Source organism: Neobacillus massiliamazoniensis, assembly GCF_001048695.1.
In the GTDB taxonomy this organism is placed as follows: Bacteria; Bacillota; Bacilli; order Bacillales; family Cytobacillaceae; genus Neobacillus; species Neobacillus massiliamazoniensis.
The window spans coordinates 990701-1005364 of record NZ_CVRB01000001.1 but is presented as its reverse complement, the minus strand read 5'-3'; the positions used below and the strand labels follow the sequence as shown (position 1 = coordinate 1005364).

16 protein-coding genes and 1 pseudogene are annotated in these 14664 nt (G+C 36.9%); 5 read left to right on the top strand and 12 right to left on the bottom strand.

All coding sequences use genetic code 11. The features are described from left to right. Positions 1-76: 76 nt before the first annotated feature. The gene (locus BN1082_RS04845; RefSeq protein ID WP_090631639.1) at positions 77-838 is read left to right on the top strand and encodes an SDR family NAD(P)-dependent oxidoreductase; all 762 of its coding nucleotides are present in this window, start codon (positions 77-79) and stop codon (positions 836-838) included. 696 nt (positions 839-1534) lie between these two features. On the opposite strand, the gene BN1082_RS04840 is transcribed toward BN1082_RS04845, so the two are convergent. Together BN1082_RS04840 and BN1082_RS04835 are read right to left on the bottom strand one after the other, a co-directional pair. Further along, entirely contained in the window at positions 1535-1999 is a 465-nt protein-coding gene (locus BN1082_RS04840) for a GNAT family N-acetyltransferase (protein WP_090631637.1), read from the bottom strand. 1045 nt (positions 2000-3044) lie between these two features. Continuing rightward, the gene (locus tag BN1082_RS04835; protein WP_245640313.1) at positions 3045-3704 is read right to left on the bottom strand and encodes a hypothetical protein; all 660 of its coding nucleotides are present in this window, start codon (positions 3702-3704) and stop codon (positions 3045-3047) included. A 165-nt stretch (positions 3705-3869) separates the two neighbouring features. Here BN1082_RS04835 and BN1082_RS28080 point away from each other — a divergent pair. Continuing rightward, positions 3870-4022, top strand: a pseudogene (locus BN1082_RS28080) (site-specific integrase); the annotation flags it as partial. A 32-nt stretch (positions 4023-4054) separates the two neighbouring features. Here the strand turns inward: BN1082_RS28080 and BN1082_RS04825 are convergent. The 5 genes from BN1082_RS04825 to BN1082_RS04805 form a co-directional block, all read right to left on the bottom strand. Beyond that, positions 4055-4456: an SRPBCC family protein gene (locus BN1082_RS04825; RefSeq protein WP_281176998.1), complete on the bottom strand. Its 402-nt coding sequence runs from the start codon at positions 4454-4456 to the stop codon at positions 4055-4057. A gap of 146 nt (positions 4457-4602) precedes the next feature. After that, entirely contained in the window at positions 4603-4821 is a 219-nt protein-coding gene (locus BN1082_RS04820; RefSeq protein WP_090631629.1) for a PspC domain-containing protein, read from the bottom strand. A 98-nt stretch (positions 4822-4919) separates the two neighbouring features. Further along, positions 4920-6221 (bottom strand): serine hydrolase domain-containing protein, encoded by a 1302-nt coding sequence (locus BN1082_RS04815; RefSeq protein ID WP_090631625.1) that lies wholly within the window; start codon positions 6219-6221, stop codon positions 4920-4922. A 200-nt stretch (positions 6222-6421) separates the two neighbouring features. Beyond that, positions 6422-7063: a pyridoxamine 5'-phosphate oxidase family protein gene (locus tag BN1082_RS04810; RefSeq protein WP_090631622.1), complete on the bottom strand. Its 642-nt coding sequence runs from the start codon at positions 7061-7063 to the stop codon at positions 6422-6424. Between the two features lie 1182 nt (positions 7064-8245). After that, positions 8246-8578, bottom strand: coding sequence for a CotD family spore coat protein (locus BN1082_RS04805; RefSeq protein WP_425412107.1), 333 nt, complete (start codon positions 8576-8578; stop codon positions 8246-8248). A 395-nt stretch (positions 8579-8973) separates the two neighbouring features. On the opposite strand from BN1082_RS04805, the gene BN1082_RS04800 reads away from it, so the two are divergent. Beyond that, positions 8974-9834, top strand: a complete 861-nt coding sequence (locus BN1082_RS04800; RefSeq protein ID WP_090631619.1) for an SGNH/GDSL hydrolase family protein — start codon at positions 8974-8976, stop codon at positions 9832-9834. 158 nt (positions 9835-9992) lie between these two features. On the opposite strand, the gene BN1082_RS04795 is transcribed toward BN1082_RS04800, so the two are convergent. The 4 genes from BN1082_RS04795 to tnpA form a co-directional block, all read right to left on the bottom strand. Then, the gene (locus BN1082_RS04795) at positions 9993-10964 is read right to left on the bottom strand and encodes an LCP family protein (RefSeq protein WP_090631617.1); all 972 of its coding nucleotides are present in this window, start codon (positions 10962-10964) and stop codon (positions 9993-9995) included. Positions 10965-11253: 289 nt separating this feature from the next. Further along, on the bottom strand, positions 11254-11577 hold the full coding sequence (locus BN1082_RS04790) for a zinc ribbon domain-containing protein (protein ID WP_176699652.1): 324 nt from the start codon (positions 11575-11577) through the stop codon (positions 11254-11256). Then, entirely contained in the window at positions 11571-11981 is a 411-nt protein-coding gene (locus BN1082_RS04785; protein ID WP_090631611.1) for a hypothetical protein, read from the bottom strand. The genes BN1082_RS04790 and BN1082_RS04785 overlap by 7 nt, the downstream gene beginning before the upstream one ends. 6 nt (positions 11982-11987) lie before the next feature. Beyond that, entirely contained in the window at positions 11988-12380 is a 393-nt protein-coding gene (tnpA, locus tag BN1082_RS04780; protein ID WP_141650819.1) for an IS200/IS605 family transposase, read from the bottom strand. A 254-nt stretch (positions 12381-12634) separates the two neighbouring features. On the opposite strand from tnpA, the gene BN1082_RS04775 reads away from it, so the two are divergent. Further along, positions 12635-13843, top strand: coding sequence for an MFS transporter (locus BN1082_RS04775; protein WP_090631606.1), 1209 nt, complete (start codon positions 12635-12637; stop codon positions 13841-13843). 64 nt (positions 13844-13907) lie between these two features. On the opposite strand, the gene BN1082_RS04770 is transcribed toward BN1082_RS04775, so the two are convergent. Further along, positions 13908-14219, bottom strand: a complete 312-nt coding sequence (locus BN1082_RS04770) for a hypothetical protein (RefSeq protein WP_090631604.1) — start codon at positions 14217-14219, stop codon at positions 13908-13910. A gap of 248 nt (positions 14220-14467) precedes the next feature. Here BN1082_RS04770 and BN1082_RS27310 point away from each other — a divergent pair, with 248 nt between their 5' ends. Further along, complete coding sequence (locus BN1082_RS27310; protein ID WP_176699651.1) at positions 14468-14635, top strand: hypothetical protein; 168 nt, start codon at positions 14468-14470, stop codon at positions 14633-14635. The last annotated feature ends 29 nt before the right edge of the window (positions 14636-14664 follow it).

The window sequence follows — 14664 nt, the reverse complement described above, 5'->3', positions numbered from 1 at the left end:
TATTTTTATGAAATATTTAAAATATTGCATTAATTATTTGAATTTTATAAAATATTGACATAAAGGAGGGATACAAATGTTATTGAAAAACAAGAATGCAGTCATTTACGGTGCTGCTGGCTCAATCGGAGGAGCCGTTGCCCGTGCTTTCGCTCGGGACGGGGCTAAGGTATTTCTCGCTGGTCGAACTCTGGATACTCTTAATAAGGTGGCTAGGGAAATTATTAACGAAGGAGGAGCAGCTGAGGTGGCTCAAGTCGATGCCCTCGATTCACAAGTTATCGAGCAGCATCTCGATACGATTGTACAGAAGGCAGGCAGTATAGATATCTCTTTCAACGCGATCTGGATTCAAGGCATCCTGGGAACCCCGCTTATTCAGATGCCATGCGAAGACTTTACTCTTCCAATCCTGACGGGCGTTAAAACGAACTTCCTTACTGCAACTGCAGCGGCTCGGCATATGATACTACAGAAATCTGGCGTCATCCTAACTCTCTCTTCATCCTCGGCAGGACTGTCCGGTCGTGACCACAAATACCATTTGACTGGAGGCTTCGGAACAGCATGCGCCGCTATCGAAGCACTCTCTCGTAGCTTGGCGGGTGAGCTTGGTCCGCAGGGAATCCGCGTCGCATGTTTGCGATCCGATGCCATTCCGGAGACGTGGAATACGGATGCTGACGAAGTGAGGACTTACATGGAAAATGGAACCGTGCTAGGACGTCTCCCAACACTAGTCGAGGTTGCCAATGCAGCGGTCTTCATGGCCTCTGATCGGGCCAGCGCGATGACCGGAACCATTGCGAACCTGACCTGTGGCTCAATCATGGACTAAACCGGAAGGATTGCCTAACAGCACACCGTCGTTACCGAGATACATCTCGTTGCTGGTAAAAGTGATTAAAACCATTGTTAGACATTTTATTGGCTAAATAAAAATGGAGTTTGAGAAACAAAGTACATAAACGGGAGCTTTAACTTAAAATAGACAAATTAAAAGTCGATTCCTTAAAGGAAATTGGCTTTTTTTGGTGGTGTATTTGCTTAGCGAACATTTCCAAGCTCCTATCCTGAAATACCTATTGCTATTAGCGATAGATAAATAATAGCCAACAATGTTAGAAACAAAATACCATTAACGATTATGCTAAATATGATAATGGGTTTATTTTTCTTGGAAGGGTTTTTATTTGCCAAAATAAACTATCTTTCTACTCATTTCATGGGTTTTCATGATTAATTAAACGTTTGATTAAAACAGGTAGAATTCCCTTTATGGTAACGAAAGTCTGACTCGACAGCATGAAGAAATGGCTGAAAGTTGTCTGGAAAATCATACGGATTCGCCACTATTCTCTAATAAAAATGAATCCAAGATATTTTCAACTCATTTCTGGCTTTTTCCCTTTTAATCAAACGTTTGATTAAATCGAGCCATACTACTTATCAATAAAGTTTTTTTCCCTTCAAAAGAAGAAAATAATTGTCGAAGCCGGATTTCTTTTAATAGAAAAGTGAAGAGTTTTAACTCCTAATTATTTACAGTTTTTTTGTATATCCATTCATATTGAATATCAGGTAAATTTTCTTCATTTTCATGTCCTCTACCAATGATTTTAAATCCATGCTTCTCATAAAATCGTTGTGCATTTTCATTTACTTCAAATGTGTATAATGTTAATCTCCCACTTGATTGTGCTTTTACTTTATCTAGTAATTTTTGACCTATACCGATTCTTTGATAATCTATATGAATATAAAGTTGGCTAATTTCCCTTTCATTATAGGCAATCATTCCAACTACTTTTTCATCAATTAACGCTAAATCTATTTGAAACTGTTCAGGCAATATATGATTTAAAAAATAAACGTGATTTTCAAAACTGTGAATTTCTTTCTGACCAATAGCATGCTCCTTACTATCTCGCCACATATCCACTGTTTGTTCAGCGTACATGGGATTATACTGAGTAATTATGATCCTTTGTTGGTTCACTACAATACCTCCTTAAGTTTTGTTTACTACTTTATGTGATGTCTTCCTGTAATAACTCGATGAATACTACCCGTTACGAGTATTTTAACTTTTATAAAACTTTTTCTTCCTTCTTTCAGTACAATAAGACAAGATGCCTTTTATAGCAGCCCAATCTTAAAGCAAAGCTCCCCGTTCGTTTAAGTGAAAATCTTTACAATCTTTTTTTACCTTAACAAATCTAATTCCTTAATGTGTAGGGGCATCTCAAAAAGACGCTTCTTTCTAAAAAAAGCGCCCTTTAATGGAATATAATAGAGAAGGACTATTTGTTTCTTTTTTTATAGTTACCTATATAATCACCTGACACCATTTGCAATTTCACAAAAAATGAATCTGAGTTTATAGTTATTTAAATGCTTCTAATTTTTGTCGATATCTACGCATAATTTGTAGATATTTCCCGGGAATTTGTTGAAATTTGAAAAATAGTGAATCCTAATATTCAGAACAAAGGAATTTCTCCTTTTTATTTGGTTTCTTAAGGTTTAAATAATCATTAACTCTAATTTACTACTTAAATATCGTAAAGAGGGAATAGGGTCGAGGGGTATATTTTCATGTGTATCGGGTATCGCAATCTATGTTTCATTGGTACTTCTAATCTTTCTTTTTTGTAGATACACAAGGTTTTTAGTGAATCGTCTAGTGGCTTGTCCGTATCGCGTAACGCTATAAGCGCTTCGATATCTGATTGAACAATGATAAGCCAATCTTCATCTTTTAAAACACAAATACCATTTCACCCTAAGTTTTGTCCGTACTCTCTGACAGCGCGTGTTGAGCCCCTCCTCCTTTTTCCACTTCCTTGTAAGAGAATGCTCATTCATTCCGATGTATATCATATCGCTTATCGGAATCCCCTTTCATAAAGATGATGGTTCTGGGGATTTATTTGCAAGTTATATCGCCAACCGATACGAATCAAAAAAAGGGTTGATACGCCCCTTTCTTGTGGAACTCTGTAAAGGATGACTCTTGTTTTGAATTGAGGATCTCAACCACTTTATTTTCGGAATATAGAGAAAAGCCCTCCCCGTTTTTCTTTAGGCTTTTGTATCGCTTCTTCTAATCGTTTATTAAAATCATTTTGTGAACTCCATTCTTTTTTCTGTTCGTCCCGCATATTTTGTATTTCCTTTTGTAAGAGTTCACTTTTTTGTTTTTCTAGTTGCAGCAATGTTTCGTAATTGGTATTTTGTTGTTCTGTTAATTTTTCAATTTTAGCATGTGTTTTTTGAGTTGAATTTCCAATACTAGAACTTATAACATGATGATCTTGCTTGAGCCGAGAAACCGTTATTTTAAGATCAGACATATCATTTGTCAGTTGGACATTCATTTCACGCGTTGCTGCGAGTTCATTGACTAAAAACATTAAAATCTCTTTTAATTGATTGGGGTCTTGGGGTAAATTTTCATATGTATCGGGTATCGCAATCTCTGTTTTATTGGATTCTTCTAATCTTTCCTGTTGTTGATTCACAAGGCCTTTAGCTGTATCGTCTAGTGGCTTGTCCGTATCGCGTAACGCTATAAGCGCTCCGATGTCTGATTGAACAAAAATACGCCGATCGCCATCTTTTAAAAACTCATATCCATTCCGCTCCAAGATTTGGCCATACTTTCGAACAGTGGGTGTTGCAATCCCCACTTCTTCTGCCACTTCCTTAGAAGAAAAAGCTCGTTCATTCGTTTGTATATCGCTTCGCATATCGGGCCTCCTTTTCTATTAAATTATGAAGGTTTTTAGATTTATTTGCAATCTATATCGCCCAGCGATACGAGACAAAGAAAGAGCAGATTGCCCCTTTCTTGAGGAATTCTATTTTTGGTTGAAGCTGGTGTAGGAGTAAAGGAGCCTCAGCAGCGTTTAGGACCTACAGACATTAACACAACCATAAATATTTACGCTCATATGACCGCCAATATGGAAAAAAAGGCCTCCCACGAGTTCAGTAAACTGATGAAAGACCTTCTTTAATATGGCTCGATATTATTTTTTTTAAAAGTTTACTATTTTACTTCATTCTCAATAGTCTGCTTTATTACTTGAGCTGCTCGATCAATGCGGATTTTCATTTCAGGCTCTGTATGCTTTGGTAGAAAATCAGTGATCCAGACGAGTATACTTTCGTTCTCATCCTTTGCAAAAACTTGAAAAGAAGCATGATGATGAATTAAGGAGGGATTACTTCCTTCAATAACTGCATAAGCGAACCGATATGTTTCGTCATCAATCGAAACAATCCGTTCACGTACTACTCCTCCATGTGGGAAATATAGAATTCTATCATTACCTTCTAACTGGGTATCCAAAGTATACCCTGGCACAAACCGTTGATGTACAGCACCGATATCACTCACTGCGTCCCATACTTGTTCAGCATTAGCTTCAATTACGATTTCTTTACGAATAGTAGCTATTCCTTTCTCCTCCTTACCCCTTCTAATGTAGGTGGTTCATTGAACAATTTATCACACATTTATTTCAGCCCCATTCAGTCCTACTGCAATAAGGTTTAATGTAAACATCCTAACCTTTTTCTACTCTGACCTTTTCATTACCATTTTCCAGGATCTTTTGCTTTTGGTTCAATTGGAATAATACATGCACATATGATGTATACAATAGTGCCTGGCATTATTCCTGTGAAAAATGTTATTAAAGCAAAAACTAAACGAAGAATAGTAACATCAATTTTGAGTAAAGGGGCTAGACCTCCTAATACACCTGACAGCATTTGATCCGAACGAGACCGGACCAATTTAATATCTTTCATAAAAAAACAACTCCAGTATTTTTATTAACAACTTTTGTATACGGTTTTTTGTAAAAATTTTGTTCGTCCAATTAACACTCTCAAAATCTTGCTCTTTTTTACCCCTTAAAGCCCCTGTATTTTTCCCCAGAACAATCTATGTACTCCACATATTCTAGATCACCTGACAGTGAATAATGGAAGATGAGTTGTTCGTTCACCATTTCAGTTATAAAAGTAGTCTTTGCTGGCTCGTGGCGAACGGGGACGAGCTTAAATTTATAGAGTGCACCGTACATCTTGGAAACTGTTACATAGAGGTCGCCATTCTTTACAGAGATGTCTAGAACTTTGTTTTGCTCATTTTCTATGACATACTTCCCAGCAAAACGTTCTCCGTTGGTAAAGTGGATCGGAACAGCAGGAAGTGGTAATGATTCATTTTTTTCAAAAATGAGTGTAGCGATTTCTCTAGTCATATGAGTTACAGGTGTAACATTCATGTTGCTAAGGAAGATAATGGTCACTTGATCATCTACAAATCTGAGAAAATCACAGGAAAAACCGCTGATATCTCCAAAATGATGGACGCATTTTCTGCCTAGCATTTCTGAAACCATCCAACCACAAGCGTATGAACCGAGAGTTGGCGTAAACATTTTCTCCACTAGTTCTTTATTTAGCAGCTTGGATGATTGTAATGCCTGATCCCATAGTAATAAATCCTCGGTTGTGGAATAAAGGCCATAGGCACCTAATGGAAATGATAAGTCTGCGTGCGCTGCGTGAATAGGGGCTTCCCAAAACGAATAACCTGAGGCTAAGTTAGGAACCACCGTCATTCCATCATCACAGCCGGTATGATACATTCCCAACGGATGGCATATTTGTTCTCGTATGTACTCAGCATAAGACATGCCTGAAACAGTTTCGATAATAGCCGTAAGCAACGCGTACCCAGAGTTTGAGTATTCAAATCTTGTTCCGGGCTCAAAGTTTAAGTTGATCTCTTTAAATGAGGCGATTAGCTGATTTAAAGTGGAAGGAAGCCTCATCGTACGATCCCAAAAATCAGGAAAACTTGTGTAATTAGGAATTCCAGAGGTGTTCGTTAAGCAGTGATAAATCGTTATTTTTTCACCATTTGGATATTGAGGAAGGTACTTACCAACGCAATCGTTGATATTCAATTTCCCCTTCTCATGTAATTGAAATATTCCAAACGCAGTGAAAGCCTTTGTAAGTGAGGCGATACGGAATTTAGTCTCAGGTTTATTACGTACCGCATGCTCCCAATTTGCCATCCCAAAACCTTTGTTTAAAAGAATCTTCCCATTTGCAGCAATTAATATGGAGCCATTCAAATAACCATTTCGTTCATTGGCTTCGATCCATTGATTTATACAATCCTCTACTTTCAAGTTAGGCGGTTCCTCCTTAAAATTTTCCTTAGTTCAAATAGAGACGCAGCCAAGCACGGCAACTGGTTTTTTCACTCATTTTTTGAACTTTTCTTGAAGTGCTAAGTTGGACACTTGGGTCATCACACGGCTTATCATTACCCCCGCTATGCTACTTGAAAAAAATAGCGACCATTCTTTTTGAATAATCGCTACATTTTTCAATAAAGCCGATTTGTATAGCCTTCTTGTAATTCCTTTGCTACTTGATCAGCAGTAACATTAGGTATTTTAGTGTGAGCAACCAACATTTGAGGAGCAGAAGGAAGAGCCTCTTTAGCTAACCATGAATCAGGGTTCCACAATTCTGAGCGTATAAAGGCTTTAGCACAGTGTACATAACACTCCTTTACCTCTACTCCTATACCAAATAAAGGGGCTCGACCATTTACAATGCTCTTTTCAAGAAGCTCTGGATCACGGCAAATATAAGCTTTTCCATTTATTCTCAAAGTTTCTCCTAATCCAGGTATGAAAAAGAGGAGACCGATATTAGGGTTGGTAATAATGTTTTGGACAGAGTCCATTCTTCGATTTCCCGGACGTTCGGGAATAAACAAATGTTGTTCATCAAGAACTGTCACAAACCCGGGGGCATCTCCTCTTGGTGATACGTCACATTGCCCTTCTGAATTAGAAGTTGCCAAGGACAAAAACGGTGACTTGGAAATAAAGTCTCTGCAATGCTCATCGATAAAAGGAATTACTTTATTAGCTGCTCTTTGGCTTGGTTCTCCAATAAATGAACGGAACTCTTCAAATTCTTCTTTTGTAGAGATAATCTCTTTAAACTTTGTACTCATTTCATCACCTTTTAATATTGGAATATATACCCATAATACAATATTAAAGTTTGTTCTACTACCATTATTCAAAATTGTTCGAAATTTAAAGAAACTAAAACATAAACTTTTCAATCAGACGTTTGTTTAGTTCTTCTGTCAGCCTTATCAAATCAGCCTTTTTGGCCAAAAACAGCTGCATGAATTGTCATTTGATGCGGTATTCATCTGGGCTATTCGTCATGAACCCACTTATTGGGTTTTTATCTGCCAAAGCAGCCTATTTTTCTACTCCTTTCGGGGGTTTTCCTGTTCAATCAAACATTTGTTTAAAACAGCTAGAATTCCCTCTATGGCAACGAAAATTTGACCCTAACGCATGAAAAAATGGTTGAAAGATGTCTTGAAAAATCCAAGGATTCGCCCCTATTCTCTAATAAAAATCAATCCAAGACATTCTCCGCCTCTTTTCGTGCTCTTTCCCTTTTAAATAAACGTTTGAATAAATCGAATCGAGCCCCTTATCCCTCAAGGTTTTCCCCCTTCATAAGGTGGTAAATAATTGTCGAGATCTGAAAATAAGCAAGAATGGATATACCTGTTATTTCGATAAGAAATAGAAAGATAAAATTGTCAGAATCAATCACTAAAGAGAGCTCTTGATGACCGTAATCAGAGAAAAAACAAAAAACAGGTCATCAAAGAGCCCTCTTGATGACCGTAATCAGAGAAAAAACAGAAAACAGGTCACCAAAGAGCCCTCTTGATGACCGTAATCAGAGATAAAGCTGAAAACAGGTCACCAAAGAGGACTCTTGGTGACCGTAATCAGAGATAAAGCTGAAAACAGGTCACCAAAGAGCCCTCTTGATGACCGAAAACAGAGATAAAACAGAAAACAGGTCACCAAAGAGGGTTCTTGGTGACCGTAATCAGAGATAAAGCTGAAAACAGGTCACCAAAGAGGGTTCTTGGTGACCGTAATCAGAGATAAAGCTGAAAACAGGTCACCAAAGAGCCCTCTTGATGACCGAAAACAGAGATAAAACAGAAAATAGGTCACCAAAGAGCTCTTGGTGACCGTAATCAGATTAAAAAGGTACCCAAAGGGTACCTAAGGAGAAGATGTATCAAGGAACTTTTATAGTATATGAAATTGTTTAGAATGTGCTAACAATCTTCTCCCTTATGGGGGGCTAATGGCTAGTAACCAAATGGCATTTGTGGACAACAAGGGTTGACTGGCATGCCGCACATCGTATGTGTTTCACAGCATTCATTTACACAGGATTCTGTGTGCGGAAAATAGTGTTTATGATGAATCATGTGTTGGTTGACTGTAGTGGTATGTGACGGGTGAATATGTGTTACTACTTCGTTGGAAAGAACTGGTTTTACATATTGCTGCGTTGGTGAAAAGAGTGGTGGATCGTATTGAGTTGGTAACACTTGAGGTGGACAGTATTGAGGGGGCGGGGGACATCCCATACCCATACCTCCACCATAATAAGGATTACCCCATTGTCTATTATCCATAAATATCCTCCTTTAATATTTGTCTATAACCATTATCAGTCTATGTAAATTCAGTTTTTTGGGACTAGTTTAGTACCTATTTTTGTATTTATTAAAATGCTTATCCATGAGGCTTTTATTGAACTGTTGAATCGATATCGGGATTATATGAATTCGCTATTGTTGAGTTTATTTATAATGAATGATTGGTATATGACTACATAATTGGTAAAAACGAATTATTTAGGATAAATATTACCTGAAAGCTAATTATTTAAAGAGGAATGGTCCCAATTAACACAACGATCATGTAATTAATGGTACCATTTACTTAATTATTCAAAAGTCATGTCGAAATCCTCTTGAAAAAGTAGTATTATTTTAATATATTGCTATTTTCTAGGAGGGTATATATTTTGAAGGGTAAGATTTTAGTAACAGGTTTGGCGATATGTTTTATCAGTGTTTTAATAATAGGCAATAAATCCTATAACAATAAAATTTCAACTAAAGCAAAAGCAAGCAAAATTGCTTACCAAAAAGACTTGGAAAAAGAAAAAGAAATGGAAAAACAAAATAAAATTAAATCGTTAACTCCTGATGGAAAGCCATTGTCAGTTATCGATTATTTGCAATATGTTTATTTAAAAAATGGATCTGTTACCATATCCCTATTAGGAAGTAGCGCAACTGAAGGAACAGGAGCAAGTAAGGTTGAAAATTCCTGGGGAGGCAGATTGAAAAGTAATTTAAATAAAGACCTTCTTCAACGAAATGTGCAAAATTTAACCATTAATAACGATGGCTTTATTGCGTATTCAACTGAGAAACTAATTACAGATAATAAAGTTGATTTACTGATTTCTCAAAAACCTGACTTAGTTATATTTGAGACGGCTCTTTTGAGTGACTATGAGCAAAATGTTCCCGTGAAAAAAACATTAAACAATATTAGTGAGAGTGTTACTACAATTAAAAAATCATTACCAAACACAAGAATAATCATACAGTCTCCAAATCCAAGTACTAAGACAATTGGAAAAAATAAAACCGGTATAACTTATGATGAATATGTGAAACAATCAAGCGCCCTTATTACTTCTAATAATTGGGAATATGTAGATATATTTAATGGGTATCAAAGCAAATTGAAAGAAAAAAATTTAGAACTTAAAGATACTCTTTTTGATGGTCTCCACCCTAACGATACCGGTTATGAAATATGGTTTGGTCTTCTAAACGATTACCTTAATCAAAAGCAGAATTTGAAATTTTAATATCACATTTAGAACAAAAGACAAAACAAAGTTACATTCGAGCCCAGCACCCGAATGATTCTAAGTGGTGTATAACGAGTAATATAAAAGACGTAACATTTAGACATGAAAGTATATCTAAATGTTACGTCTTTTTATAGATTGAAACTAGAAGCCTCTTAGTTCTGAAAATTTTTATCTATGATACTTTTCATTTGATCCGGATCAATGATGATTTCATCATTATTGGCTTTGAGAATATCATCGTACATACTTTTGTCAGTTCCTGGGAGTTGTTCGTAATGTAATTGTTTGTTAGCATCAAAGTCTTTCAATGCAAGACCTAAACTTGCCATATCCGACGTTGACATATTCGTATCAATTATATATTTTGATAAGGAATTGACAAGTGAAGGTAGTTTGGTAATGTTACTAGGGCTTATTGCCGCTTTGGCAATCCCCTTTAAAGCCTCTAATTGTTCCTGCTGCCTTCCATAATCCCCATTTGCAAGCGAATGGCGCTCCCGGGCAAGAGCTAATACCATTTGACCGTCAAAGTGGTGCGTACCGGGATAAATCACTTGATTATTGATTGTTACATCCGTTGGTACATACATTTCGATACCACCAAGTGCATCGACCGCTCCTTGAAGGCCTTCGAAATTGGTTTCTACATAATAATTAATCGGAACTCCTGTAAAGTCACTAATTACTTTTACTGCTTCTTTGATTCCTTCCTTAGGCCCTTTATCTGCCTGTAAAATATACTGGGCACTTGTTAACTTTGTATACCCATAACCATCTAAATGAACACGTGTATCACGCGGTATGCTTACGGCGTTTATTTGATTTTTCCCTAAATCAACATGCATCAACATCATGGTGTCGGAATGCCCAATCGTTTCACCTGGTCTTGCATCTGATCCCATGAGTAAAATATTAAATTCAGGAGCATTCGTGTTGCTTTGCTGTTTTGAGTTGCTTTGCTGTTTTGTCTTATCAGCATTCCCAGCAACAACAGGTACGTTTTTAAAGTGAGTGTGTGGCTGAAGCTGATAGTATTCAAATCCAATTGCAGCCACTATAACAATAAACAATCCTAAAAGACTGTAACCAATAACTTTCCATTTACTTTTCTTTTTACTTCTCATAATTCCTCCATTACATCTTTTGATTTAACTATAGCTTGATTATATGCAATATTTTACTCCTATATGAGATAACTCTGACACTCCCCATGCCTGAAGGCAGGGGGTTCTATTTCATACCAACTTTGGCTCTCCAAACCTAATGCGAAAAGAAAGAGGCTTGGCATCACCTTTGCCAAATGAAACTTTTTAGGTCGAAACCGTTCTGACGAACTTCGTTCGTGTGGTTGGATTTCCTTCCATCTCACAGCTTATTGACCCACGGAGCGTGTCTACACCGTTGTTCATTATTTTAGACTCCAAACGTAGAAATTAATTTCCGTTCTTTCTTCATTTCTTTTAAATCACTGACGCAAGTTTCTAACAAGGGTTTGATTTTATCCCAATCCTTGTTGGCTTCTTTTAACGATAACTTATGGGACTTGGTAACGTGTTTAGCTAAAAAAGCACTAAACAAATCTCGTTGGGCCTGGATTCCGCATTCACAGTCATGCCATCTGTCCTTCAATCGCTTTTTCTTTATTGTTCCACATAAACAGGTTTGAGATAGTTTGGTAGAGTAAGTGAAAAATTCCTGTACGGTTCCGCCATAAGCCATCATTTTCCGCTTTAACATTTTGACAAACATACTCGGGGCTTTTCTTCCCACGCTCTTGTCGCTATTTTTTGGCAAACATGCGTACCAAGATGTTCGACTATAAACTTTGAATCATTCTTCGTTTTAATTCCAAAAGATTGTATAGCCGAATCTTTAAATCCAAAGGTTTCATTTAAAAATTTAAATTGATAACACCGCTGGGCTTTAAACTTCTTTGTTTTAGGGAGTTGAACTGTTTCTCGGTAGAGGGTCGTGTGTTGAAGGCGGTGAAGTCGTTTTATCCCTTCTCCTAAACAAGCATTATACAATTGCCTTGCACAATCGGATAGCATCAGAAGATGTTTTACTTGTTTAGGAGGGGTTTTTAAGCGAATCGTAGCGGTAAAAGTAGGGGTGGATTCTCGTTTTTCTTCTTCTGACATATCCTTTTAAACTCCTTTCTGATTTTCAATGTATTGTTTCACTACATCCAAAGTAGTTCCACCAACGGTGGAAACAAAATAACTGTTTGTCCAAAGAGAAGGAATACGGCTTTTTAGCCAAGGAAATTCTTTGCGAAGAATACGGGAAGAAACCCCTTTTAAATGGCGAACCAATTTGTTGATACCAAATTGAGGGTCTACCTCGACTAAAAGTTGAACGTGGTCGGGCATGACTTCTAATTCGATAATCTCCGCTTTCACCCCATTGGCTACTTCAAAAAGAATAGATTCGAGTCTATCATCTACTCCTTCAACTAAAACATTCCTCCGATACTTTGAACACCATACAATATGATACTTGCAGGAATAAACGACATTGTTATTTGACTTGTACTTCATATAACTTTTCATAGTTAAATTATACCATATAACTAAATCTAATCAACTACTTTTGATAAAAAATGCCCTATCCCCACGCCTGAAGGCGGGGGCTTGCGGGCTAGTTTGAATTATGGTCATTTTGGAAAAGGGGATAAATTACTTTATATAACTAATATTTCGAGAATGAAAATAAATTAACTCTATGTTATGATGTCAATTAATAATATAATCATTGGTTAAAAGGCTGATGATACCTTTGGAGAGAGAAAAGTATGATGGTATGGAAACGAAATTTATTGGTGCTTTGGATTGGTGTTTTTTTTACATCCGCAAGTTTTTCTATGGTAATCCCTTTTTTGCCTCTTTTTCTAATAAAAATTGGTGTCCACCAACATACGGAAATGTGGTCAGGATTGTTATTTAGCGCCGCTTTTTTTGCAGGGGCAATATCTGCACCATTTTGGGGAAGGGTAGCAGATCAATATGGAAGAAAGCCAATGATTATTCGGGCTGGTTTTGTTCTTTTTATAATTTATACACTAATGGCATTTGTCACGAATCCTTATCAGATTTTAGTATTACGGATCCTGCAAGGATTATTAAGTGGATTTATCCCTGGATCTATCGCTTTGATTGGAACAAACACTCCAAATGATAAAGTTGGATATGCCTTGTCCATGATCTCTACTGCTTCAGCTTCAGGAGGGATCATTGGACCATTACTTGGAGGGGGAATTGCTGATCTTGTAGGAAATAGATGGGCGTTTGCCTGTGCAGGAATTATCGTTTGCATAGCAACCATTTTGGTTATTATTTGGGTGAAAGAGGAAAATTTTACTCCAAGTAAAGAGCGTGGCTCTATTAGAAATGATTTTAGAGTGGCATGGACAAATCGTTCCTTAATGCTGGTCCTTGTATTAGCAATGATAACAAGCTGTTCTGTCATGACGATTGAACCTGTTCTTCCGTTATATATTGTAAAATTGGGTGGTTCTGCCGATAAAGCTTCATTTTTAGCTGGTATTGTTTTCTCACTCCCGGGAATTGCCAGTGCATTATTTGCACCGTACTGGGGGAAGAAGGCAGACAAGGTAGGATTTCAGAAAGTTCTAGCCGTAGGGTTAATGGGCGGCGGGATTGGAACATTGGTTCAAATTTTATTCAACCATATTTGGGGATTCTCGATTATTCGCTTTATTTATGGAATATTTTTCTGTGCAGTTTACCCAGCTTTAAATGGCCTTGTTGTGAAGTCGACTGCGGATGATTTTCGTGGAAGAGCTTTTGGGTTAAACCAAACCGCCAACCAAATAGGCGGAATGATAGGTCCAATGATTGGCGGCTATATTGGAGGAACTTTCCCAGTAAAAGTTGTATTTGTTGTAACTGGTATTTTACTTTTAGCTGCAATGGGAATGGCTTTTAAGAAGGCCAATTATTTAAACAGTGCAATGAATAGAAAAGCTGTATCTGGAGAATAACTTTCAAAAAGTAAAAACCCTAAGGGCAAGAACCAATTATTGGTTTCCCTTAGGGTTTTTTGTGTTAAATAAACATCGTTCCCGCCACTATAAAGCTAAACATTGAACCAAGCAACAACCCCATTGCAGCAAAAAACATTAAGATTACACCGTGGGTTTTGCTCCTCGCACTATAAGTTAAAAATCCCATGCAAAATGCTACTGCCCCAAATAGGATTGGAATAAAAAGGAGTGAGACGGCAAAGAAAAACCAGCCTAAAATGACATAGGCAATTCCTGTCTTTTTGCTAAAATCTGTCTCCTCGTAGGAATGGGTCATCCTTCCACAGCTTTGACAAAAATTTGTTTTAACGACATCGCTTTCAGAATTATACATTTAATCAACTCCAATAAAAAATTCAAGATAACAATTCAGAAAATAACGAATATTATAAAAATTATAATTAGATTAACATAAATTTGAAAAAAATCAAGAAAAATTCATTTTTTTCGCTCGAAAATGTAAAAAACCAATCTTAATTATTATTGAAATCTTGGGAACTTTCTCATTCAAATGGGGCGTTTTTTTATTGGTAAAAACATTGAAAGCGCATACATATATAATAAACATGGGAGGTGGATTATGTGATACATCCGTTAGGCTTTGATTATATTAAATACTTAAATGATGAGGGTTCTTATGGAATGACTTACGATCAATGGAAGGATAAGAAAATGAGAGAGAGTTCGGAAAAGGGTCATCAATATGGAAAAGATAATACAGACTTAAGCACATACCATAAAGGAAACTAACAAGCGCTAAGTGCGCTTTTTCTTTTTTA

Coding starts and splice junctions, on each gene's coding strand:
- BN1082_RS04845 (WP_090631639.1), top strand. CDS start 77: ATGTTATTGAAAAACAAGAATGCAGTCATTTACGGTGCTGCTGGCTCA.
- BN1082_RS04820 (WP_090631629.1), bottom strand. CDS start 4,821: ATGAAAGATATTAAATTGGTCCGGTCTCGTTCGGATCAAATGCTGTCA.
- BN1082_RS04810 (WP_090631622.1), bottom strand. CDS start 7,063: ATGAGTACAAAGTTTAAAGAGATTATCTCTACAAAAGAAGAATTTGAA.
- BN1082_RS04805 (WP_425412107.1), bottom strand. CDS start 8,578: ATGGATAATAGACAATGGGGTAATCCTTATTATGGTGGAGGTATGGGT.
- BN1082_RS04795 (WP_090631617.1), bottom strand. CDS start 10,964: ATGAGAAGTAAAAAGAAAAGTAAATGGAAAGTTATTGGTTACAGTCTT.
- BN1082_RS04790 (WP_176699652.1), bottom strand. CDS start 11,577: ATGTTAAAGCGGAAAATGATGGCTTATGGCGGAACCGTACAGGAATTT.
- BN1082_RS04785 (WP_090631611.1), bottom strand. CDS start 11,981: ATGTCAGAAGAAGAAAAACGAGAATCCACCCCTACTTTTACCGCTACG.
- tnpA (WP_141650819.1), bottom strand. CDS start 12,380: ATGAAGTACAAGTCAAATAACAATGTCGTTTATTCCTGCAAGTATCAT.
- BN1082_RS04775 (WP_090631606.1), top strand. CDS start 12,635: ATGATGGTATGGAAACGAAATTTATTGGTGCTTTGGATTGGTGTTTTT.
- BN1082_RS04770 (WP_090631604.1), bottom strand. CDS start 14,219: ATGTATAATTCTGAAAGCGATGTCGTTAAAACAAATTTTTGTCAAAGC.